Source organism: Nocardia sp. NPDC003979 (assembly GCF_053605015.1).
Genome location: NZ_JBSGIJ010000003.1, coordinates 1 through 20,644, shown reverse-complemented (window position 1 = coordinate 20,644; position 20,644 = coordinate 1). Strand labels below are relative to the sequence as shown.

The 20,644-nt window shown below is 68.4% G+C and carries 22 protein-coding genes; all 22 read left to right on the top strand.

Translation table 11 applies throughout. The annotated features are described in order from the left end of the window. Nucleotides 1–78 precede the first annotated feature (78 nt). The 22 genes from ACWEVR_RS07030 to ACWEVR_RS06925 all read left to right on the top strand — a co-directional run bounded on the left by ACWEVR_RS07030 (nt 79) and on the right by ACWEVR_RS06925 (nt 20,611). On the top strand, nt 79–978 hold the full coding sequence (locus tag ACWEVR_RS07030; RefSeq protein ID WP_280306189.1) for a hypothetical protein: 900 nt from the start codon (nt 79–81) through the stop codon (nt 976–978). Then, nucleotides 975–2,204 (top strand): cutinase family protein, encoded by a 1,230-nt coding sequence (locus ACWEVR_RS07025; RefSeq protein WP_280306187.1) that lies wholly within the window; start codon nt 975–977, stop codon nt 2,202–2,204. Before ACWEVR_RS07030 ends, ACWEVR_RS07025 begins: the two co-directional genes overlap by 4 nt. Next, nucleotides 2,201–3,340 carry a lipase family protein gene (locus ACWEVR_RS07020; protein WP_280306185.1) on the top strand — a complete coding sequence of 380 codons (1,140 nt, stop codon included), beginning with the start codon at nt 2,201–2,203 and terminating at the stop codon, nt 3,338–3,340. Before ACWEVR_RS07025 ends, ACWEVR_RS07020 begins: the two co-directional genes overlap by 4 nt. A 79-nt stretch (nt 3,341–3,419) precedes the next feature. Next, nucleotides 3,420–4,928: a cutinase family protein gene (locus ACWEVR_RS07015; protein ID WP_316574263.1), complete on the top strand. Its 1,509-nt coding sequence runs from the start codon at nt 3,420–3,422 to the stop codon at nt 4,926–4,928. A gap of 121 nt (nt 4,929–5,049) precedes the next feature. Continuing rightward, nucleotides 5,050–5,703: a hypothetical protein gene (locus ACWEVR_RS07010; RefSeq protein WP_280306182.1), complete on the top strand. Its 654-nt coding sequence runs from the start codon at nt 5,050–5,052 to the stop codon at nt 5,701–5,703. Beyond that, nucleotides 5,703–6,353 (top strand): hypothetical protein, encoded by a 651-nt coding sequence (locus ACWEVR_RS07005; protein WP_387702918.1) that lies wholly within the window; start codon nt 5,703–5,705, stop codon nt 6,351–6,353. Before ACWEVR_RS07010 ends, ACWEVR_RS07005 begins: the two co-directional genes overlap by 1 nt. Nucleotides 6,354–6,355: 2 nt before the next feature. Then, nucleotides 6,356–6,652 carry a hypothetical protein gene (locus ACWEVR_RS07000; RefSeq protein ID WP_067641759.1) on the top strand — a complete coding sequence of 99 codons (297 nt, stop codon included), beginning with the start codon at nt 6,356–6,358 and terminating at the stop codon, nt 6,650–6,652. Nucleotide 6,653: 1 nt separating this feature from the next. Next, the gene (locus tag ACWEVR_RS06995) at nt 6,654–7,517 is read left to right on the top strand and encodes an alpha/beta fold hydrolase (protein WP_452466175.1); all 864 of its coding nucleotides are present in this window, start codon (nt 6,654–6,656) and stop codon (nt 7,515–7,517) included. Further along, complete coding sequence (locus tag ACWEVR_RS06990; RefSeq protein ID WP_280306179.1) at nt 7,514–7,744, top strand: hypothetical protein; 231 nt, start codon at nt 7,514–7,516, stop codon at nt 7,742–7,744. The genes ACWEVR_RS06995 and ACWEVR_RS06990 overlap by 4 nt, the downstream gene beginning before the upstream one ends. A 49-nt stretch (nt 7,745–7,793) precedes the next feature. After that, a complete protein-coding gene (locus ACWEVR_RS06985) occupies nt 7,794–8,405 on the top strand; it encodes a hypothetical protein (RefSeq protein WP_387702917.1) in 612 nt (203 codons plus the stop codon). Nucleotides 8,406–8,604: 199 nt separating this feature from the next. Continuing rightward, complete coding sequence (locus ACWEVR_RS06980; protein WP_452466174.1) at nt 8,605–9,213, top strand: hypothetical protein; 609 nt, start codon at nt 8,605–8,607, stop codon at nt 9,211–9,213. Further along, nucleotides 9,210–10,643 (top strand): hypothetical protein, encoded by a 1,434-nt coding sequence (locus ACWEVR_RS06975; protein ID WP_280306176.1) that lies wholly within the window; start codon nt 9,210–9,212, stop codon nt 10,641–10,643. The genes ACWEVR_RS06980 and ACWEVR_RS06975 overlap by 4 nt, the downstream gene beginning before the upstream one ends. Continuing rightward, nucleotides 10,640–12,112 carry an SCO6880 family protein gene (locus ACWEVR_RS06970; RefSeq protein WP_280306175.1) on the top strand — a complete coding sequence of 491 codons (1,473 nt, stop codon included), beginning with the start codon at nt 10,640–10,642 and terminating at the stop codon, nt 12,110–12,112. Before ACWEVR_RS06975 ends, ACWEVR_RS06970 begins: the two co-directional genes overlap by 4 nt. Then, nucleotides 12,109–13,824: a hypothetical protein gene (locus tag ACWEVR_RS06965; RefSeq protein ID WP_387702916.1), complete on the top strand. Its 1,716-nt coding sequence runs from the start codon at nt 12,109–12,111 to the stop codon at nt 13,822–13,824. Before ACWEVR_RS06970 ends, ACWEVR_RS06965 begins: the two co-directional genes overlap by 4 nt. Nucleotides 13,825–14,028: 204 nt before the next feature. Continuing rightward, nucleotides 14,029–14,613: a hypothetical protein gene (locus tag ACWEVR_RS06960; RefSeq protein ID WP_280306173.1), complete on the top strand. Its 585-nt coding sequence runs from the start codon at nt 14,029–14,031 to the stop codon at nt 14,611–14,613. A gap of 253 nt (nt 14,614–14,866) precedes the next feature. Next, on the top strand, nt 14,867–16,513 hold the full coding sequence (locus ACWEVR_RS06955) for a peptidoglycan DD-metalloendopeptidase family protein (protein WP_280306171.1): 1,647 nt from the start codon (nt 14,867–14,869) through the stop codon (nt 16,511–16,513). 7 nt (nt 16,514–16,520) lie between these two features. Then, nucleotides 16,521–17,084: a hypothetical protein gene (locus ACWEVR_RS06950; protein ID WP_280306169.1), complete on the top strand. Its 564-nt coding sequence runs from the start codon at nt 16,521–16,523 to the stop codon at nt 17,082–17,084. Next, nucleotides 17,077–17,988, top strand: a complete 912-nt coding sequence (locus ACWEVR_RS06945; RefSeq protein WP_280306168.1) for a hypothetical protein — start codon at nt 17,077–17,079, stop codon at nt 17,986–17,988. Before ACWEVR_RS06950 ends, ACWEVR_RS06945 begins: the two co-directional genes overlap by 8 nt. Before the next feature lie 23 nt (nt 17,989–18,011). Further along, the gene (locus ACWEVR_RS06940) at nt 18,012–18,662 is read left to right on the top strand and encodes a hypothetical protein (RefSeq protein WP_280306167.1); all 651 of its coding nucleotides are present in this window, start codon (nt 18,012–18,014) and stop codon (nt 18,660–18,662) included. 203 nt (nt 18,663–18,865) lie between these two features. Beyond that, nucleotides 18,866–19,189, top strand: coding sequence for a hypothetical protein (locus tag ACWEVR_RS06935; RefSeq protein ID WP_452466173.1), 324 nt, complete (start codon nt 18,866–18,868; stop codon nt 19,187–19,189). Beyond that, complete coding sequence (locus ACWEVR_RS06930; protein WP_280306165.1) at nt 19,189–20,214, top strand: hypothetical protein; 1,026 nt, start codon at nt 19,189–19,191, stop codon at nt 20,212–20,214. The genes ACWEVR_RS06935 and ACWEVR_RS06930 overlap by 1 nt, the downstream gene beginning before the upstream one ends. Continuing rightward, nucleotides 20,183–20,611: a hypothetical protein gene (locus tag ACWEVR_RS06925; protein ID WP_452466172.1), complete on the top strand. Its 429-nt coding sequence runs from the start codon at nt 20,183–20,185 to the stop codon at nt 20,609–20,611. The genes ACWEVR_RS06930 and ACWEVR_RS06925 overlap by 32 nt, the downstream gene beginning before the upstream one ends. Nucleotides 20,612–20,644 lie beyond the last annotated feature (33 nt).

Sequence of the window (20,644 nt, the reverse complement as noted above, 5' to 3'; positions counted from 1 at the left end):
GGCTCAAATTCGTTTGCCGCGCAACGTCAGCGGCACTTCCTGCATCTCAACCCTTCATCGAGAAAGGGTCTATCCGTCATGCCTGAATCCCCCTCGACCACCTACTCGAACGCCGAACTACGTCACCTCGGCGCCCTGTTGACTCGCCGCGGTAGCACGTTGCTGCTGGCCGCCGCCATTCCTGTCGCGATTGCCGTGGCAGCTCCGGCCACGGCCCATGCGAGTGCACCTGCGGCTGCTGTGGCCGACCAGGGCGGTGTCACCAGCCCGGCCCAACCCGGCACCGAAACGCCCGCTCCGCCGCCGCCTCCCGTCGAACCGGCCCCCGAACCGGCGCCGGAGCCGTCGCCGCCGGTGTATTACGAACAGCCCCAACAGATTCGCACCGGACTGGCCCGTCCTGCCCCCGAGGTCGATGAGCCGGTGGAGCCGGTGCGGATCGAGGAACTGCATCTGCCCGTTTCGGTGGAGTCGGTCGCGCCGATCGTGCCGCCGGAGAACACGGTCCGGGTAGGGGAGTGGCAGACTCCGAGCCCGGACTGGTTGCCGGTGGAAGTCCGCGACACCATCAACACCACCGCCGCCGGTGCCGAGGCGCAGATCGCGACAGCACTGGACTCGGTCGGTATCCCGGCCGGGCGCTCCGATCGCGTCAGCGGCGCGACCCTGGGTGGCGCCGCTGTAGGCGGTGCGGCCGGTGCGACCGTGCTCGGCGCCCCCGCGGCTGCGGTGGGCGCCGTAGCCGGAGGGCTGATCGGTGGCACAGTCGGTGGAATAGCTGGGGCCGCCGTCGGCATCGTCATCCCGGTTCCCATCATCGGGCAAGTCACCAGCGGAGTGGCGGGTACCGCCCTGGGCGCCGCTGCCGGAGCTGCCGCCGGCGCGGCGATCCTCGGAGTACCGGCCGGTGCCGTGGGCGCGGCGGTCGGCGGAACGATCGGTGCGGGATTCGGTGCAGGCGTCGGAGTCGGCCAATGATCGGCAGCACACGACGTGTCGCGGTCGTTGCTGCCGCGACGGTGGGGGCAGCGCTGTTCACCACGGTCGCACCGGCGCCTCCCGCGGTCGCGGTGCCGATCAACGGGTGCCCGGCCCTGTTCATCCTCGGCGTTCATGGCACCGGGCAATCCTCACCGACCGCCGACCCGCTTGCCGACACCGGCGTCGTCGGATCGTTGATCGGGCCGGTCGTGAGTGCGGTGCCTGCCCTCGTACAGCGCGCCTACATCGGATACGCCGCGGGATTCGGCGGCATCGTCCCCGGTGGGGGCTCCGACCCCTACGTCGCCTCGGTCTCGGGTGCCCGGGCCAACCTCGACGCCGCGGCACAACAAGTCATCGAGGCGTGCCCGAACACGATGCTCGCTGGCGTCGGTTACAGCCAGGGCGCCCAAGCGATGGCCAGCTTCGCCCGCGATGTCGGCGCCGGATACGGCCCTGTCCCGGCCGATCGTGTGGCGGGGATCGCGTTGTATGCCAACCCGGATCGTGGCGAACTCGAACCGGTCTTCCCCGGTCGGCCGGGGCAAACCGTGCCCGATCCCGCACCCGGTACTTCCGGTGCGGAGGTCTCGGCCGTGCAGGTCCTCGCGGCCCCGGCGGGCGGGGCGGGTATCGCGACCACCGGCGACGGCTACGGGGCCCTCGAGGGTCGGGTTGCCGATATCTGCAGCGATGGCGACCTCGCCTGCTCGGCACCCGGCCAGGCCTCGGTTCTGCGGTTGGGTGCCCAGCTCTTCGCCCAAGCGGACCTGACCAACCCCGTCGCGGCCCTGTCCACGCTGGGCAACGCGTTCTCCTCGGCGCTTGGCGAGGCGTGGAACTCCGTGATCGTCCACGACTTCCACCTCGGCGAAGGCACTGTCGACTACGCGCCCCAGACGGGTTTGGGGCAGCGGCTCGTCGATGCCGGTGACCCCCGCACACCGGTCCCGGATCCCGGTGCCGCCGCGGCACGGTGGAACGAGATCGTCGCGACGGTCGTCGCGAACCCGCTGGTGTTGTTGCCGCGTCTGCTCGCCCAACTGTCTGGCGCGTGGGGCGAGCTCGCGGCCGAGAACACCGAGCTGATCAACCCGGTGACGTGGTTGCGGTTCGCCGACACGGTCGGACGCCACAACGGCTACGCGCTGACCGGACAGTTGAACTCGGGTATCGCCTGGATGACCGCGTTGGCCCACGACATCGCGGGATCGCGGTCATGACCGGCACATCGTTGACCGGCGGCGCCGGAGCGGACCCGTTTCGTGCGAACACCGCGATCGGGTTCGACCGTCCCGGCCAGGTCCTGCGTACTCGCGAGGTCATGGTGCCCCACATCGCGGGTCTGAGCCGTGCCTGGCAGGTGATCTACACGACCAAGACCACCTTCGGTATCGCCGTTCCCGCCTCGGGCATCGTGCTGGAACCGACCGCCGCGACCGACAGCGCGATCGCTGGGACGCCGGTGGTGGTGTATTGCCCGACCTTTCACGGCTTGGGTGGGCGTTGCGCGCCCTCGCAGCTGTTGGTCGACGGGAACGACCCCGACACCAGCAGCATCGCCGCCGCCCTCGTCCAGGGCTGGCGGGTCGCGGTCCCCGACGGCATAGGCCTGGGCATCCACGGCGCCGGGCCGCACCATTGGCTGGCGAAGAAGGCCGGGGCCCATGCAGCGCTGGACCTGGCGCGCGCGGTCATCGCTGACCCTGACGGCGCGCGACTCGAGGCGCCGGTCGCGGTGTGGGGTTACGCCGACGGTGGCCGTGTCGCTGCCGCGGCCGCGGAGTACCAGCCCGGCTACGCTCCCGAGCTCGATCTGCGCGCTGTCGCGGCCGGTGCGGTGATCGGCGATCCCGGCGCGTTGATCAACACCCTCGACGGGGGCCCGTGGTCGGGGCTGGCGTTCGCGGGCATGGTCGGGTTGGCGCGCGCGTATGCGCATCTGCCGGTCGATCACTTGCTCACCGATGTCGGTGTCCGGGCGGTCCGGGCGGCGTCGGAGGCCGACCTGGACGCGTTGCTGGTGGAGTTCCTCTCGCCGCTGGCGGCCTGGTGCGAGCGCCCGGACCCCTGGAACGACCCGGTCTGGCATTACATCCTCACCCACGAAAACCTCGGCACCTCAACACCGTTGGTTCCGATTCACCTGTATCACGGGTTGCTCGACGGGCTGGTGCCGATCGAGTCCGGCCGCGCCTTGTTCGCCGAGTACAGCTCCCGCGACGTGGCGGTGTCCTGGTCGGAATTCGACGTCACCCATCTCGGCGCGGCCGACCTCGGCGTCCCCGACGTCCTCACCGCCCTGCGCACCGGATTCGCCCGCCCGCCGCGCCATCAAGGCCTGAACCCGACCAACTGACCATCTGACCGCCTGCCCGCACCACCCCCTCCGGTGCGGGCAGGCACCCCCACTCGCTATCGACCGGAAGCCGAAACCGATGAACCACACCACTATTGGGCGCCGAGCCCTCGCGATCGCGGCCACCTGGCTGACAGTGACCGTCATCGGAACCACCCCTGCAGTGGCCGAAACCACCAGCACACCGGCACCGACGACGTCCTCGCGCGAGCCCGCGGCCGCTGCCTGCCCGGTGTTGTACGTGCTGGGTGTCCAGAGCGGCGAGGAAGGTGCCGCCACCTCTGTCGACACCGGTGACACCGGGGTGCTGGGTCAGGCGTTCGGCCGGTTGGGTGCCGCCGTGGGCGCGCAGATCGAGCGGTCCTACATCGTCGTCGGCGCCGAGGTGAACACCACGAACTATCCCGCCGCGGTCACCGCCGCGGCCGAGCAGATCGAACAACGCGCCACCGAGGTCATCGACCGATGCCCCACGACTCAGATCGCGGTCGCCGGATACGCCCAAGGCGCCGCCGCAGCAACAACTTTCGCGGAGAAGGCTGGGAACGGTCAGTCGCGGGTCCCGGCCGACAAGGTCGCCGCGGTGGCGCTGCTGGCCAACCCGGCGCGCCGAGCAGCGACCGGTGCCCTCCCCGGTACTGCCAACGCTGTGGTCCCGGCCGCGGCGCCCGGCACTGCCGGAGCTGAGGTGGCCAAGATCGAGCTGGCCAACGTGGGGCTGTCCGGGGCCGGAATCGCCGCCAGTGCGGCCCCGGCGAACTACGGGTCGCTGGTCGGGCGGGTGGCTGATCTGTGTGTGGCCGGGGACGCGACGTGTGATGTTCAGTCCGGGAGCCCGTTGTTGACCGCGGTCACCAACATCACCGCCCAGACCGAGGGCAAGGACCCGGTTGCCGCGATCGCCACGGTTGCCCAAGCCCTGGCTTCCACCGCGTTCAGCACGGCGGTCGGCGTCGTCAACGACGACATCTCCGGCACCAGCTTGGACCAGCTGTCCTACACCCCCACCCAGACTCTCGGTCAGCGCATCGCCGCCGCGTCCTCACCGACAGCGACCACACCGACCGAGTCCGACGCACTCTCGGCGTTGTTCAAGATCGGCACGATCGGGTTGAACGCCGTGGTCTCGGTGGCCCAGAAGGTATTCACTGCCACGACCATCGCCGAGCTCGCCGCCGTGGGGTTGTCGAACCCGGCCGCCGCGGTCGCGGTGCTCGGTACGAAAGTCGCCGATGCCGTGGTGGATCTGGTGCCCCCGCAGTCGATCAGTACTTGGGTCAACGACGCGTTCGAGGCCATCACCTCCACCATCACCGAACCCCAAGACCTCTACACCACCTCGGCGACCGCCCAATACAGCGACGCCTCCGGCCGCCGTAGCAGCTACAGCACGGTCTCGGTGACCGCGAGCGGGGACACCCCGCTGGCCGCGACGACGGCGTGGTTCACCGCGATCGCCCGCGACCTCAGCGCCGCGACGCCGTCTCCAACGGAACAACCGACGCACTCGTCCACCACTGCGAAACCGACTGTCACACAGACCGGTTCGCTATCGGCGACGACCAGTCCACCGATGGCGCACCCCTAGACCCCTTCGGAGCACGACGGGCCCTGGTTCCTTCCCCCTGATCAGTGGCTCTTCCCAGCGGCGTGCTCCGAAGGGCCCGACCCTCAACCGAACCACCCGACCGAGCGAGGAGGTGAACACCATGCCCACCGATGACCTGAGCCGCAGCCACGGCCTCGACTGGCTCAACAAACCAGTAACTCCACAACCCGATCCAGAGGAGCCACGGCGGCTCGGCGAGCACGTCCACCGCCGAGCCACACCGCCACGCGGGTCACGGCTCGTCGCGTTCAGCGCCGCCGCCGGCATCCTCACCGGAGCGGTCGCTGCGGTCGCGGTGGACATGGCTGGCAACGACCGCACCACCACCGTGGCCTCCGCGACAACGACGACCTCGCTTACTCCTGCCTCTACTGTCGCCGCCACCGAGCGGGCCTGTGCCGGGCTCACCGCGCAAACGATGACAGCGGGCGCCGGGGACACCACGACCCTTGCCGGTGTGATCGCGGCGTTCGAATACGCCTACTACGTCACACGCAGCGCTGAGGACGCGCTGCGATTGGTGACCCCGCAGGCCGGAATCACGCTCGAACCGCTGACCGCCGCGATCACCGCGTTACCGGCCGGCACCACCCACTGCGTCGGCATCACCCCCATCGCGGAGAACACCGCCGAGGTCCACCTGGTGGAACTGCACCCCGACGGCCGCCGTTTCGACTACCTGCAGGTCATCAACGTCGCCGCCGCACCGCCAGCCGGGTTGGTTATCACCAACATCCAGAAGCGAGGCAGCTGATGCCCGCATCGACCCTTCAGCAGCATCCCCTCGCCGTGATCGGGGGCCGCCGGTTGGACCCGGTGACGGTGACCCTGCCACGCCGCGCGGCCGGTATCCGCGTAGAACCGCTGCCGACTACCCGAGCGCACCCACCGGCGGTCGCGATCGTCGGCGCCCACGGGGGAGCAGGAACCTCGACGCTGGCGCGGTGGTGGGCGCCCGCTGCGGACTGCGAACAGTCCTGGCCGGGCTCGCCACAGACCACCCAACGTGTCGTTGTGGCGGCACGGTTGTGCCTGCCAGGGCTGATCGCTTGCGCGGACCGACTGCGGGAATGGCACGCCGGAGCAGCACCCGAAGGTGTCGAGGTCGTCGGTGTCGTGCTCAGCGCCGCCCGCCCGGGCCGGGTGCCGGCACCGGTGCGCCGCTACCGCGCCGTGGTCAAAGACCTGACCGAGCACGTGTGGGAGATCGGCTGGCATGACGAGCTCATCGAACGCGAACTCAGCGAACTCGCCGAGTTCAGCCCCTTCGACCCCGCCCCACAACGCCGCGCCCGCCTGACCGAAGCGGTGCCGCTGGATGTCCATCACGTCGGCAGCGAGCTCATCGACGCCCTCGCCCGCACAACCAAAAACCCTATCGACCAACACGATTCGGAGAAATAGCGATGTCGGTTCTTTCCGTCGTGGGCGACAGCGTGACGGTGCTGGCCCAAGAAATCAAGATCAACCCGACCGTCCCGCCGGGCGGGGACAAGCTGACCAACCTGGTCGGCTACCTGTCCTGGCTGGTCATCCTGGCCGGGGTAGCCGCGCTGATCTATGCCGGGGGCAAGTTCGGGTGGGAACGCTGGCACGGCGGCGCGGTCGAATCACCCAAGATCGTGTTCGCGGCCATGGTCGGCGGCATCATCGCCACCTCCGCCGGCGCCATCATGAACGCCGCCGTCACCGGAGGGTCCTGACATGCAGGCGCCGGAGTACCGCCACGAAACCCGCGGTACCACAACGGATTCACACGCTGTGGCCATCACCGCCGCCGACGGCGCAGCGCTGACGGGATCCCGGTTCGGAATGCCCGACGCCGCGCTGACCGTGGTCTACCTGCCCGGACCGCTGGCCGATGCAACGCATTTCGCGCCGATGATCACGCTGCTGGACCGGCATTTCCGCGCCGAGGTCGCCCAGCTCGTGTACGAGCAGCGTGGCCACGGCAACGGCCTTCCGCTGCACCCCGGACCCGCCGGGATGGCACAACTCGTCGAGGACCTGGACACCGTCATCTCCCATGCTGACGGTCGCGTGGTGCTGGTCGTGCATTCGCTGGCCGCGATCGTCGCGCAGGAATGGCTGTTCCACCACCGACGCGACCCCGCCCGCGTCGACGCGATCGTCGCGATCACACCGGTGACAGAGCTACCCGATCACGACAAAGCCCTCACCGAACACCCGACCGGTTCGGCCCGCCGGGCCGGTCGACGTCTCATCCACGAACTCTCTACCGCCCTGGGCGAGCACCGCCTGCACACCGACGCCGAACTCGAGGCCGCCCTCCACACCCTGCGTGCGTACCGGCGCTGCGGGGCCGACCTAGCGGTGGTCGAAGACCTGCTGCGCGCGACACCCACCTGGATCGTGGCCGGGCACGCAGACCCAGTCGCGCGCTACGGGCGGGTCACCGAACTCGCGGAGACGGTGTGGGCTGAACTGAGCAGCCTGCGCGACGGGGGTCATGACCTGGCCCGAACTTTTCCCTGGTTGCCGGCCGCAGCGGTGTCTTCCGCGATCCGCGTGGCGCGAGACGCTGACCGGTTCGGAGGCCACTGGTGATCGCCGCACCGCTGCCCGCGCAGGTCTTGGCGCCGCTGACACAGCTGTTGAACTGGCTGGCCTGGTTCGTGCTGCTGCTGTGCGTGGCGCGCGCGACCTTCGTCGGCGGCCAACTCGCCGTTCGGATCTACCGCGAAGAAGCGATCGAAGGGTTCATCGGATCCCTGGTCGCCGCCGCACTCCTCGGCATGGCCAGCGCCCTGGCCATCGCCATCCTGCCCACCTGACACCACAGGACACCCTATGCAACACAAACTTTCGGCACACACCAACCCGATGATCACTGCTTGGCTCGCCCTCGTCATCACCGGCATCACCGCCACAGGCTGTGGCGGCACCGACCCCGGCGAGGACCAGCGTCCACCGGCGAGCACCACAGCAGAACAACTGCTTCCCACAGGGCTGAGCTGGCGCCCGTACCAGGGCATCGATCTGCCAGTGGCGGTCCAAGGCCCACGCGTGATCGACAGCGCGACCGCCACCGACTTCGACCGGTCCCCGGCCGGGGCCGCGCTGGCCGCGATCCACACGACCGTGCGCATGTCGGTCGCACCCGACAACCAATGGGCCGCGGTCGGGCAGCGCATGATCGCCCCCACCCGAGGCCGCGATGCCTGGGCCACAGCACGCGCCCAGGTCTCGATCACCACCCCAGCCACCGACACGACACCCACCATCCTCGGCTACCTCGTCACCACCTACACCGACACCGAAGCCCAGATCCAGACCTACTCCCTGTATCCGGACAACTCGACCACTCGCAACACCGCCACCGTCATCTGGGCGACCGACGGGTGGCGACTACGCCTGCCCGACACAGTGACCGAAAGCCCGGTCACCGCAGTCGATTCCGTCCCCGCCGACATGGTCGCCCTGCCGAGACCCTGAGGACCAACTGATGCGTGCCACTCGAACCCTCGTCCTGCTACTCAGCATCATCGCTGCCGTAGTGATCACCGTATTCGTCCTGACCGTCACCGGCGACGACCAGACCGCCACCACCCAACCCCCCGCCCAGAGCGGAGATGGCCCGACGACCGCTGTGTCATCGACGGCATCGTCAGCAGCACGTCCGCCGACGGTCGACATGTTCGGCAACCGCCTCGAAGTCCCAGCGGAGGAAGCCGGTTCGGTCTTGCCGCAAAGCGCCCAGGACGGTGTCGACCCGGCGCGGCCGGACTACTTGAGAGCACCACCTGCGCGGTTGCAGTGGCAGCGCATCTGGGGCGGCGCGGCGGTGCCGGTCTCGGGTAGCGACGGCCCCGCCCGCATCGATGCCGGTGTAGCGGAAGGGTTCGCGCGCACGCCGCAAGGTGCCGCGTTGGCGGCGATGGACGCGATCGGGCGAGCCTATGCCGCGCCGGAACCGATATGGCGAGAAGTGGTACGCGAGCGCTTCTACGGAGGCGGTGACACCTTGATCGACCAGTTCGCCCGCTCCCGAACCAGCACCCCAGGAATGGCACGTTACGTCACCGTCCCTGAAGGTGTGCGGATTGAACCCGGCTACCGCGACGACCTCGCTGTCGTTCAGCTCGCGATCCGTTCGACGACCGGGTACGCGATCGCGACCTGGCCGATGGTCTGGGTCGACGGCGATTGGCGCATCCGCACGCCTGAAATCATTGAGACGCTCTGGCGTCCAGCCACACCCGTCGCCTCGACCGCGGGGTTCGACCGCTGGAGGCAGCCGTGAGCACCCTCGCTGCACCGGGCAACGGTGTTCATGCCCAGATCATTCCCGATCTCGCCTGTCTCGCGGTGCCCGGAGTCCAGGAAGCGTGCCAGCTCGCCGATCTGGCCGGCGAGGCGGCTGAGGTGGCGAGCGACTCGGTGATCGGCAGCATCGCCGCCGATCTCATCGACAGCCTGGTGATCATGTTGCGGCTGGTGATGGCCTGGTGGACTAGCTTCCCGTCACCGGAACTGACGACCTCCCAAGGACAGCCCGCGCCAGTGCTCGGACAGATTCGTGACTACACCAGCGGGTTGCAAGTGGTCCTGCTCACCGCCGGGATCATGTTCGCCGCCGCGAGACTGGCACTGGCCAAGCGGGGCGCCGCCGCAGGGGAAGCACAAGAGAGCTTCCTCATGCTGGCACGGGCGACGTTCGGGGCGATGACCTTCGGCGCGCTCATCACCGTCGCGACCACTGCCGGAGACGAATTCGCCTCCTGGGTGGTCTTCGACGCCGCCCGCGGAGACCTCGATACCGCTGTCGGCCGCATCGCGGACCCCCGAATCACCGGAAATTTAGGGCCAGGAGTCCTGCTCGTGCTCGGCATATTGGGTTTGATCAGCCTGCTAGTTCAGCTCGTCATGCTGGTGATTCGACAGGCCCTTCTCGTTGTCGTTGTCGCGGTGATTCCGATGGCGGCCGCGGCATCGGGCACCGGTCCCGGTTCACAAGCCTACAAACGGCTGGTGGCGTGGTCACTGGCCTTCGTGTTGTGGAAGCCGGTCGGGGCCCTGGTTTATGCCATCGCGTTCACGGCCACCGGCACTGACGACGAACCAGATACTCAGTTAGTCCTGCTCGGGATGATCTTGATGTTGATGAGCGTAGTCGTGCTGCCCGCGCTGATCCGCTTGATCGCACCCGCAGTGGCCACCCTCGGCGGTGGCGGCGGCGCGGCATCAGCGCTGGCCGGCGCCGGGGCAGGGATCGCGATGTCGGCGGTCGGCAGCCGGGGATCCCAAGCCAGAAAGGTCTCGGAGGCCGAAAGGTCTGGCTCGTCGCTAGGGTCATCGAGCCCGAGCGGGCCGTCCTCTCCGCCGGGCGGCACCGGTGGGGCGAGACCGATGGCGGCGAATTCAGGCTCGCCACCCGGAGGGTCACCCCCCGCATCGGGCGGTGGCGCGCCCAGGTCCGCGCGGGCCGGTGGAGGTGGTTCGAGCGCAGGTGGTTCGAGCGCGGGCCGGGCCTCAGCCGCTGGCGCCGGTGGGTCGGGCAGTGCCGTGGCCACCGGCGCGATGGGTGCAGGACCTGCGGGTGCGGCGATGTTGGGTGCCCAACTCGCTGTCGGTGCGCTGCAAGGCATCGCGTCCACCGCTCAACGCGCTGTCCCGGAATCGTCGGGCCAGCTGGATCCGGACTCGCTCGGTCCCGGGGAGGTCCGCCGATGAGCACACGAATGTATGGGCGCTGGGAGCAGCCACGCTCGGCCGGGTTCTTCGGATTGACCTGGGGCGTTTCGCTTCTCGGACTCGGCCTGGTGATCACGGTGATGGTGTCGTTCATGATCACCCGCTCCCTCGGATTCGCCGGGGCGGTCCTGGTGGGGTCGGCGGTGGTGTTCGTCCCGCTGGTGGTAACCCGCAACGGGCGCACGGGGTGGGAGCTGTTGCTGTTGCGAGCACAGTTCGCGCGTGCGCGGTCTCGCGGTGAGCTGACCTACCGATCCGGACGATTCTTCCGCCTGCCGGGGCTAGCGAAACTGCCTGGCCTGCTGGCTGATTCGCGTTTGACCGAGTACGAGACGCCCGGTGGGAAGCGGTTCGCGATGCTGCATATCCGGCGCAGCGATCACTACACGGTGATCGTGCGGGTGATCCCGCGCGGCAAGGAACTCGTCGACCAGGCCCAGATCGATTCCTGGGTCGAGGGATACGGCCAGTTCCTGGCCTCGCAAAGCCGGGGTGGGGAAGTGGTCGCGGTGACCGCGGTGCTGGACAACGTCGTGGAAACCCGGTTGAAGCAAACCCGGGAAGTCGCGCGCCTGGTCCGCCCGAACGCCCCCGATTTCGCCAAGGCGGTGATGACCGAAGCCGCCGCCGACAGCGGCGGGGTCGGGGTGCGGATCGAAGCACGCATCGCGATCACCTACCGAGCAATCGGCAAAGGCCGTATCCGCCGTGATCAGGCCGAGCAGGCCCGTGAGATCGGGCAACGCCTGCAATCGGTGTTGTCCCAGCTCGCCCGCGCCGGCCTGCCCGCCACACCCCTGCAAGCGTGGGAGGTGCTGGGATTGGTGCGCGGCCGATTCGACCTCGCTTCCCAGCGTGATGTGGAGGCGGCCGGGGAGCGGATCGTGGAGTCGCAGTCGTGGGACTCTGTCGGCCCGCTGGCCCATCAGGACCGGTGGGATCACTACGTTCACGACGGGGCCCGTTCGATCACCTGGGAAATGGACGGCGCACCCCGCGGCGCGGTGATGGAAACCGTCCTCGAGGAACTGCTCCGGCCGCGCCCGGACGCGCCACGTAAACGGGTCGCGATCGTCTACCGCCTGCATTCGGCCGCGGAAGCGACCTCCCTGGTCGATTCGGACTTCCGCGACGCGGTCGCCGCCGAACAGACCGAACGCGGCATCTCCTCAGCCGCGGCCCGTATCCGGGTCGGCAACACCTCCGCCGCCCGTGAGGAGCAAGCCCGCGGGGCCGGGTTGACCCGGTTCGGGGTGCTGGTGACAGTGACCGATCACCTCGACGCGGACCTGCCCGGCATCGAGGCCTCGGTCAAAGGAATGGCGGCGGCGTCACGGTTGACGGTGCGCCGCTGCTACGGCTACCAAGCCGCCGGCTTCGCCGCCTCCCTCGGCATCGGGCTGATCCTGCCCGAGCACGCCTCCATCTCCGAACGGGTCTCGGGATGAACGGGTACACGAACAGCGCGCCCGACCGAGGCCAGCCCGCGAAAACCGAAATCATCGAGGGCATCCGGGTTCTGAGCAAAACCCGCCGTGCAGAAGTCGAGCTCGCGGCCACACAGGCCGGGCTGCGGGGTCGGCGGGCACGGATGCTGCTCTCCAGTGACGATCATCGCCGCGCAACCGCGGCACGGCGTCGCGACGGTCGCGCCGGGGACGGGTTCGATCTGAACGCGCCAGTGTTGACCGACCGCGGCTACGGCGGGCCAGGAGGTGGGCGGGCCTCGGTGGTGCCGCGCACACCGGAGTGGCGTGCCACAACTGTGCAGGTGGCCGGGTTGTGGCCGTTCTGTGTCGGGGCCAGCGCGCCGACCGCGGGGGTGCCGGTCGGCAGTCACTACATCACCGGTGCCCCGGTGCATTTCGACCCGATGTCATGGTTTCTACGCGGGTTCATCACCGCGCCGATCGCGTTCGTGTTGGCGCTCAACGGGTTCGGCAAGTCCTCGCTAATCCGGCGCATCATGACCGGCGCGGTCGCGGCGGGGGAGACCGTGCTGTGCATGGGCGACACCAAAGGCGAGTACCGCGACCTCGTCGAACGCCTCGACGGACAAGTCGTCGACGTCGGCTACGGCCACGGCACCATCAACCCCCTCGACGTCGGCGCCCTCGGCGCCGTCATCGCCGCACTACCCGATGCCGATCAACGCCGCCAGGTCATGGCGCGGGTCGAAGCCGGGCAGATCAACATCGTCGCCGGGCTGATCGAGCTCGTGCGCGGCGCCCGAGTCGAAGACTACGAGGAAGTGCTGCTCGCCGCCGGTCTACGCGAGCTCTACAGCCCCGCAGGCGGGTTCACCCACCAGAACCCACCGCTGCTGGAAGACCTGCTCGCGGTGATCTCGGCCGGCGGGGAGCGGCTGCGCGCATTCGCCGAAGAAGACGACGAACTCGCCTACCGGGCCGCCACAAAACCGTTGCGCCGGTCGATGCGTGCCTTGGTCGAAGGCCCGTTCGGGGCGATCTTCAACGGACCCACCACGACCCGCCTGGACCTGTCGAGCCCCGCGATCTGCATCGACATCTCCCGCATCCCCGAAGGCGACACCAAACTGCTGGCCGCGGTCCTGATGACCTGCTGGTCAGACGGTTTCGGCGCGGTCGCCGCCGCCCACGCCCTCGCCGACGCCGGGCTGGCACCCGCACGAACCTTCGAGGTCGTGATGGACGAGATCTGGCGGGTGCTCGGCGTCGGGGAATTCATGGTCGACCGCGTCGACGCACTCACCCGGCTCAACCGCGGCCTGGCCACAGGGCTGATCATGTGCTCGCACACCATCAAAGACCTCGCCGCCTTCGATTCCCCCGCCGCACAAGCCAAAGCGCTCGGCTTCTTCGAACGAGCCCGGGCGAAGATCATCGGCCCGGTCGGACCCGAAGAAGCCCACCGCATCGCCGCGGTCGCGGGGATGACCGACACCGAGAAACTGCTGGTCACCTCCTGGGCGGCGCCACGCCCACCCAGCGACGACGATCTGGACACCACACGACGCGAAACTCCGCCTGGCACCGGGTGTTACCTGCTCAAGACCGGCGAAGCCGACCAGCCCGGCATCCCGTTCCGGATGGTGTTCACCCCCACCGAACGCAACTCCGAGATCCACAACACCAACCGCCGCTTCGACAACCTCGGCCAAACCCCGGCAGGTCGGTGAGCCCGAGATGACTACCGGTCCGACGATTCTCGCCGCCCCACAATTCCTTGCCGCCCACTTCTTCCCCCGCCAATTCGGTACGAGTCCGAATTGGCATATCAGCGCCTCGAAATCGGTTCGCCACAGATCGCAACCACTGCAGGACACATTGTATCGCCCACACATCGAACACAACACGGACCCGACTGAAGAAGAGGAAATTCGATGAACAAGCCAGCTGATTTCGTCGTGCTACAGATGGACCGCACAGCCGTCTACGGGCGAGGTGATGTCGAGGACATGATGGATGTGCTCGAGGTCGACCGGCTGCGCATGCGAATGTCCCCGGCCGCCGATCGGGTCCAGGTCTGGTACGTCCCGGACACTGTCGGGCCGAACCCCCTCAGTGAGCAGATCCTGACCCGCCTGGGCTACTGGGATCCGGCGGGCTGGACCGGGCCGATCGCCCTGACGATACGCCCCGAACCATTCGACACTGCCGCACCATTCGCAGCCGACGTGCGCGAGCTGGTGGACGAGGTGGTCAACACTGCCGGTGGGGTGGTCACCTACGCCAACGTCTCGACGACGAGTCCTACCGTGAAGGCTCACACGAGGATCGTGGTGAGTGCGCGCGACCGGCCAGCCGACGCAGCTGAGGTTATCGAACCGCAAGCGGGGATCGCGCAGGCCGTGAATGCCGCACTCGGCGACGGTGGCACAGGCGTCGAGTCCCCCGATCACCCTGAGGCCGACACGGCACCGCCTGGACATGTCCACGACACGGCAATCGGCCCGGATTTCGGCTAGCGGAAACCAATTGGCACTTCGCCACCGCAGACGAGTAATGCGCGCACACCCTCAGTGAAATGCGAGAGATCAATGGAAACCGAATTCGATACATCAGCGAGAAATACATTGCTCGCGCACGAGACACAGTGCGGAACATTCCTTTGCGGGCGAAGTCGGCAGAATCCGTGATGAGCACCGTTGAACGTGGTTCACGCCGAAACCGCACCCCGGCCGCCTGCACCTGCGCCACGCGCACTCATCTGGTGGGGCGATGAGTGGCGCCGTACGGGCAGCGGCCGCGGTGACCAGTGCGGTCCTGCTGGTGGTCGTGCTGCTGTTCTTCGCCGGCACCGCACAGGAACGCGGCTGCGCATCGTCGACGGCGCCGGACCAAGCCCCCGCCACCCGTAGTGCAAGAACGATGCCGATGGCCGAGGGCACTTACACTCTGACCTCGGGTTTCGGAATGCGTTGGGGCACACAGCATCAAGGCCAAGACTTCGCAGCAGCACCCAAGACCCCGATCTATGCGGTCGCTGACGGTGTCGTGGTGCGGGTGGGCGAGGCGAGCGGGTTCGGGATCTGGGTGGTCATCGATCACAACATCGACGGGCAGATCGTGTCCTCGGTCTACGGGCACATGTTCGCCGACGACGTCTACGTCGAACAAGGCCAGCGCGTGGGCATCGCACAACTGATCGCGGGCGTCGGATACAACGGCCAGACGGTCCCGGCAGGACCGGACGGTGCACATCTGCATCTCGAAATCTGGACGGGCGGAGGAAGGTTCGGCGGCGGCACCGCGATCGACCCGATGCCGTGGCTGCGAGGTGGGTCGGCACCGAGCAGCCCGGTCGAATCGACCGTCCCCGCGCCCTCGACGACGCCGGTCCCGAGCGGGAGCACGGTGATCGAGGCCGGGACAGCGGCAGGGGCCGAGCTGCCCGCGATGCCTGCGGCGATCGGCTCCGAGAACGGATTGCAGGTCGACACGATCCGGTTGGCGCGCACCATCGTCCAGCAGTTCCCGCAGGTGCGAGAGATCGGCGGTCATCGTGAGGACCCGTTGCCGGATCACCCGAGTGGCCGGGCGATCGACATCATCATCCCCGACCCGACCTCCGGGGACGGCAAAGCCCTCGGCGACCGGATCGCCGAATTCGTACTCACCAACGCTTCCGCTCTGCGCATCGACTACCTCATCTGGCGCCAGACCTACCGCTCGGCCACCGGCGAATCCAACGTGATGGAAGACCGGGGTGGGGCGACGGCGAACCATTTCGATCACGTGCACGTCACCACGCTGGGTGGCGGATACCCCGACGGGTCACCGATCGGCCCGGTCACCACGAACCCTGCCGAGGCCGTGACCGCCACGACGTGTGGGCCGACAGTCGGTGACACCGATCTGGAACCCGGCACGGTCCCGGCCGAGCTCGCGATGTGGTACCGCCTGGGCGGCACGGTGTGCCCGCAGATCGGTGCCCCGCTGCTGGCGGCTCAAGGCAAACAAGAATCCGGATTTCAACGCGGGCTGACCTCATCGGCGGGGGCGCAAGGATTGGCCCAGTTCCTGCCCGGCACCGCGACCGCGACCGCCTCCGACGGGCAACCGTATGTGATCGACGCCGACGGCAACGGTGTCGCCTCGGTGTGGGACGACGGCGACGCGATCATCGGCCAAGCCCGCTACCTGTGCGACATCGCCGACAACGTCGACACCTGGATTCGTGAGGGCAAGGTCGTGGCCCCGAACGGGCCCGCCGAGCTCTACCTCGCCGGCTACAACGCCGGCGAACACGCGGTGCTGCGCTCGGGCGGATTCCCCACCGGCTCACCCGATTACGAAGTCCAGACCCGCCCGTACGTGGCCAACATCCTCGCGATGGCCATCCAGATGTCGACGACGCTGAGCTGAGGACACCATGGTCAACCGTCTGTCTCTGGCCGCTGTGACCTTCGGTGTCGCGGCCGTCCTGATAGCGCTCACCACGGTACTGGTGGGTTGCGCCGAGGACCCGAGGCCCGCGTCCGGCACGCACACCCCTGGTGCCGCGCATGTGGAGGGGCCCGAGCCGGAGGGTGCTGACGCGGTGACCGCGATCCAGATGGGTTTGGCTGCCATGTTCTCCTGGCAACCTCGTACCGACCCCGGGCCCGGTGCCGGGTTGGTTCGCGCAGCACCGTGGCTGACCGGCGAACTGGCCGCTTCGGCCAGCAGCGGCCCGGCGAGCGGGCTGGCTCCGTTACCGGAATGGCCGGGCTGGCGCGACAGCAACGACATCGTCACCGCCTTGATCGACACGGAGCAGGCCACAACCGGCGGGCCCGCGGCGACGGTCGCGGCGACGGTAATCCAACAGGTTCTCCACCAAGACGGGTCCACCACCGTCTACCGGCGGATGCAGGTGACCGTCACAGCGGCCGAAACCCCGCAGGGGTGGCGGATGTCGAGTTATCGCATCGACTCGGTGACCGGCCATGGTTGAGCACACAGCATCACCCGGAACCACCGGCCCGGCACTGACCGCGACACCTCACACGGTCGTCGAGGCCGGTACGACGGTGGTGCATCGGCGGATGGCTGCGGTCCTGCAGAACGTCACTGTCGATCTGATGCAGCTGGCGCGGGAACCACACAGCCGCATCCAGACCTTCCGGGATCTGTCGGTCGTCGGTCGCGTCGTGCATGAACAAGCGGTGGCGATCGGCGTGCCCGCCAACTGGATCGCCTACGCGCGCCAGGCCGGCCAGGAAGGCCGCAAAGCTACCGGAGACGCTTTGCTGCCACCGCGGCGTCCGGTCGCACGGCCGCTGCTGATCGCCCAACTCCACCACCAGGCCGACACGCTATCGACCCTGGCCGCAGTGAGACCCGTCCGCCGCGACCACGCCGCGGTGACCGCGCAGACAGCGGACAAGCTCGCCGAGCATCTGCGGTTGCAGTGGATGCGGGTCGCGATGGTCGCCACCACCCTCAACGTCACCGAAGCCGAAACCAGCGGTTGGTGGTCCCCTGAGGTGGCCGACTGGCGATCACGCCTGGACCAGATCTCGCAGCAGTCGCCACCCGATCGGGGGCGTCAATGGCGCGAACTCACCCACGTCGGCCGGGTACGCGAAGGGAGGGTCCGCGTCGCGGTGATGCGCATGGTTGGCATCGACCTCGCCGACAGCGCACCCCATCAACTGCCTCCTGCCCCGCACCTGCTCGAAGCCGCCGCCGAAACGGCCTGGCACACCGCCTATCCGGAACCGGGGGATGGTGCCGGGATCGGTGCCGCCATCGCCGCCACCGGCATCGAGGACGGCCACGGCATCGCAGACGGCGACCTGTTCGACCTTCCGCCGCCCGGCGAGGTCGCGCACCCCCAGCTCGAACCAGATTTCTGACCGATCGCTCCGAAGGAAACGCGATGACCACCCACCCCCGTACCAGTGCCCCGGCCACACCGATCGCCCCCGAAGACATGGTCCGCGCCCGGACAGCTGAACTACAGACCTTCGCCACTACCAGCGAATTCGACAGCCTCGCAGCCGAATACGGCTTCACCACCAATGACTTGTCGGACCGATACACCCAAGCCTTGCTCGATGTCGCCGGGATCGATTACGACGGTCTGCGCCAGTCCGAAATCCTCTGGGCCACATCAGGTGCCAACCTCGTGCGCAAGGCCGCGACCGGACCGGCGCTGACGGTGTGGTCGGCGGCGACCCTGGACGCGTTCACCGTGTGCGGGGCCTCCGGGCGCATGATCTGGCACGAAACCTTCGGCTTCGACATAGTCGATGGTGTCGAGGCTGCCACCATCTCGGCGGAGAAGGCGATCGAGTTGGCCGCGCACGCCCTGGCCGAGTGGGGTGGCGACGCAGGTGTCTTGCGGCTGAATCTGGCGCGCAGTCGCGGCCTGGACTTTGCGCGGCTCCACAGCATCGCTACCACCGCGAGCATGGTCCTCGACATCGCGACCGTCCCGGTGCGCAACCCCGCCGCCGAGCGATGCACTTGGCCCGACGAAGTCCGGTGGCGCACCGTCGACCTGCACGAACTCTGGGACGCAGCGTGATGAAACCCGTCGCGTTTACCAGCGTCGCCTTTATCGTGCTGGCGGCGGTGAGTGGGTGTTCGTCCGCTCAGGTGCCGGTGGTCGAACCGGGCTGTCGCGCCGAGGCGTTCCCACCACCACACACTGAGGTCGCGCCCTGTTCGGCACCTGCGGTTCTCCGAGCCGCGGTGACGATGCTGTATCGGCTTGATCCGGTTGCTGGGGTGGACGCACGGTCGGCGTTCGAGGCCGCGCGAGCGCTGATGTGGGCCACGTATGCGACAGACGCCCGGATCGGGGTCTCGCTGTGGGCGCCGATCACCCCCGAGGCGTGGGGGGACTGGGTCGATTCCAGGGTGCCGCTGCGCACCGAGGTCGCTGTGACCGGCGATACCCCGGCGCCTGATACTGCGACCTCGTCGAGCCGGGTCTTCACTGTCGCCCTCACCCCGGCCGCCAGGACACCGATCGAGTTTTCGGTGTCCGCGCGGGCGACTCGCGCGGGGGCCGAACGTGCATGGTTGGTCACCGAAATGCGGGTGTTGTGATGAACGGGGATCCGGTCGAAGAAGGCGGGCAAGCGGTCCGGCAGGGGTTTCTGCAGGCGTTGCAGACCGCGCACACCACCAACGCGTTGTTCCGCAGCAGGGGCGGGGAATCGCGCTCACGTGCGGAGTCCGAGCAGAGACTCGCGAACGAAGCGGCCAAGAACCAACGGTCGTGGATCGAGCACCAGGCCCGCCTCGGCAATCTCGGGACCGAGCAACAACTGGCAATGGTCAAGATCGCTGAAGTCCGTGCCCGCATCGACAACGCCGCCAAGATCACCGAGGTCGACCTCCGCCACAAAGAAGGCCAGATCGTCAGGGCTGAAGCAGATTTGGCGCGCCGTGACCTCGACGGTGAGCTGTCCCGGCAGCAGAGCAGCGAGGTCCATGCCGCACGTATCGCCGGCTACACCAACCGCGAAGCCCGCGAGGTGACGTTGCACGAGCTCGATGTCGAGCTCAAGGAGCTGATGATCGAGATCCGTCGCCGCGCGGCCGGATTCACCGACACCCTGCACCACTCCGATGAACGCACCGGCGCCGCCAAGGCCGCAGCGGCCCAGTTCGCCGCCGCAGACGCCGCCCGCGACCTGTCTCCGGATGCCGAAGCCGCGCGCCGGGCCTATGAAGAGCGGTTCACCGATGACACCGGCCTGGACCCCGAAGACTTCTTCACCGACAACGCCGCGAATCAGCCCGGACGCAGACCGCGCGGCGTCGACGACGTGGGCGGGCTAGCGGCCGATCTCGCCATGGACGCGCACTTGCACCACGAGTTCGGTTACCTCGCGGGCTATCTCGCTCCGACCACCGCCCCGGCCGCTGAGGCGATTATCGACGCGGAGATCGTCGAGGACGGTGAATGGATCGAGGCCGCGGTTTCGGCGACTGCGGTTCACGACGTCGATTCCACCGCTGCTGATCCTGGCTTGACCAGTGGCGGAGCAGAACCCACACCTGCCCGCGCCACCGGCACCGAGCTCGAAGCGTGGCGTGGCGATCTCGATGTGGGACGGGGCCGGTGAGATGTTCGAGCCGAATCCGGTGCAGGCCAAGCTGCTCAAGGCCGTGCAGAACCTGGCCAGCGACAACCAGCACCTGATCGACCGATCCCGCACTGGCGACAACGAGGGCCTGTCGTCGATGGCGCTGGCGCATCTGGATATCGGGCGCCGCACTCGGGAAAACCTGGAAGCGATTGCCACCGCGGTCGGGGTGCCGAAGTCGGTGATCGACTACACCCGCGCCTGCGGGGAACGCGGACACCGCTGGGCACCCGGCCAACCATTGTTGAGCACCGAAGCCATCGACCGCGACACCCTCCTGCGCGGGCACCGGCGAGCAGTCGCGGAATTACAGACGATGGCCGGCGTCGGGGCCGCTGCCGCGGGGGGGGGGGGGGGCGGGGGGGGCGGGGGGTGACCCAGACACCCCGGCCAGGGCGGGGGGGGGCGA

Coding starts and splice junctions, on each gene's coding strand:
- ACWEVR_RS07030 (WP_280306189.1), top strand. CDS start 79: ATGCCTGAATCCCCCTCGACCACCTACTCGAACGCCGAACTACGTCAC.
- ACWEVR_RS07025 (WP_280306187.1), top strand. CDS start 975: ATGATCGGCAGCACACGACGTGTCGCGGTCGTTGCTGCCGCGACGGTG.
- ACWEVR_RS07020 (WP_280306185.1), top strand. CDS start 2,201: ATGACCGGCACATCGTTGACCGGCGGCGCCGGAGCGGACCCGTTTCGT.
- ACWEVR_RS07015 (WP_316574263.1), top strand. CDS start 3,420: ATGAACCACACCACTATTGGGCGCCGAGCCCTCGCGATCGCGGCCACC.
- ACWEVR_RS07010 (WP_280306182.1), top strand. CDS start 5,050: ATGCCCACCGATGACCTGAGCCGCAGCCACGGCCTCGACTGGCTCAAC.
- ACWEVR_RS07005 (WP_387702918.1), top strand. CDS start 5,703: ATGCCCGCATCGACCCTTCAGCAGCATCCCCTCGCCGTGATCGGGGGC.
- ACWEVR_RS07000 (WP_067641759.1), top strand. CDS start 6,356: ATGTCGGTTCTTTCCGTCGTGGGCGACAGCGTGACGGTGCTGGCCCAA.
- ACWEVR_RS06995 (WP_452466175.1), top strand. CDS start 6,654: ATGCAGGCGCCGGAGTACCGCCACGAAACCCGCGGTACCACAACGGAT.
- ACWEVR_RS06985 (WP_387702917.1), top strand. CDS start 7,794: ATGATCACTGCTTGGCTCGCCCTCGTCATCACCGGCATCACCGCCACA.
- ACWEVR_RS06980 (WP_452466174.1), top strand. CDS start 8,605: ATGTTCGGCAACCGCCTCGAAGTCCCAGCGGAGGAAGCCGGTTCGGTC.
- ACWEVR_RS06970 (WP_280306175.1), top strand. CDS start 10,640: ATGAGCACACGAATGTATGGGCGCTGGGAGCAGCCACGCTCGGCCGGG.
- ACWEVR_RS06965 (WP_387702916.1), top strand. CDS start 12,109: ATGAACGGGTACACGAACAGCGCGCCCGACCGAGGCCAGCCCGCGAAA.
- ACWEVR_RS06960 (WP_280306173.1), top strand. CDS start 14,029: ATGAACAAGCCAGCTGATTTCGTCGTGCTACAGATGGACCGCACAGCC.
- ACWEVR_RS06955 (WP_280306171.1), top strand. CDS start 14,867: ATGAGTGGCGCCGTACGGGCAGCGGCCGCGGTGACCAGTGCGGTCCTG.
- ACWEVR_RS06950 (WP_280306169.1), top strand. CDS start 16,521: ATGGTCAACCGTCTGTCTCTGGCCGCTGTGACCTTCGGTGTCGCGGCC.
- ACWEVR_RS06945 (WP_280306168.1), top strand. CDS start 17,077: ATGGTTGAGCACACAGCATCACCCGGAACCACCGGCCCGGCACTGACC.
- ACWEVR_RS06940 (WP_280306167.1), top strand. CDS start 18,012: ATGACCACCCACCCCCGTACCAGTGCCCCGGCCACACCGATCGCCCCC.
- ACWEVR_RS06930 (WP_280306165.1), top strand. CDS start 19,189: ATGAACGGGGATCCGGTCGAAGAAGGCGGGCAAGCGGTCCGGCAGGGG.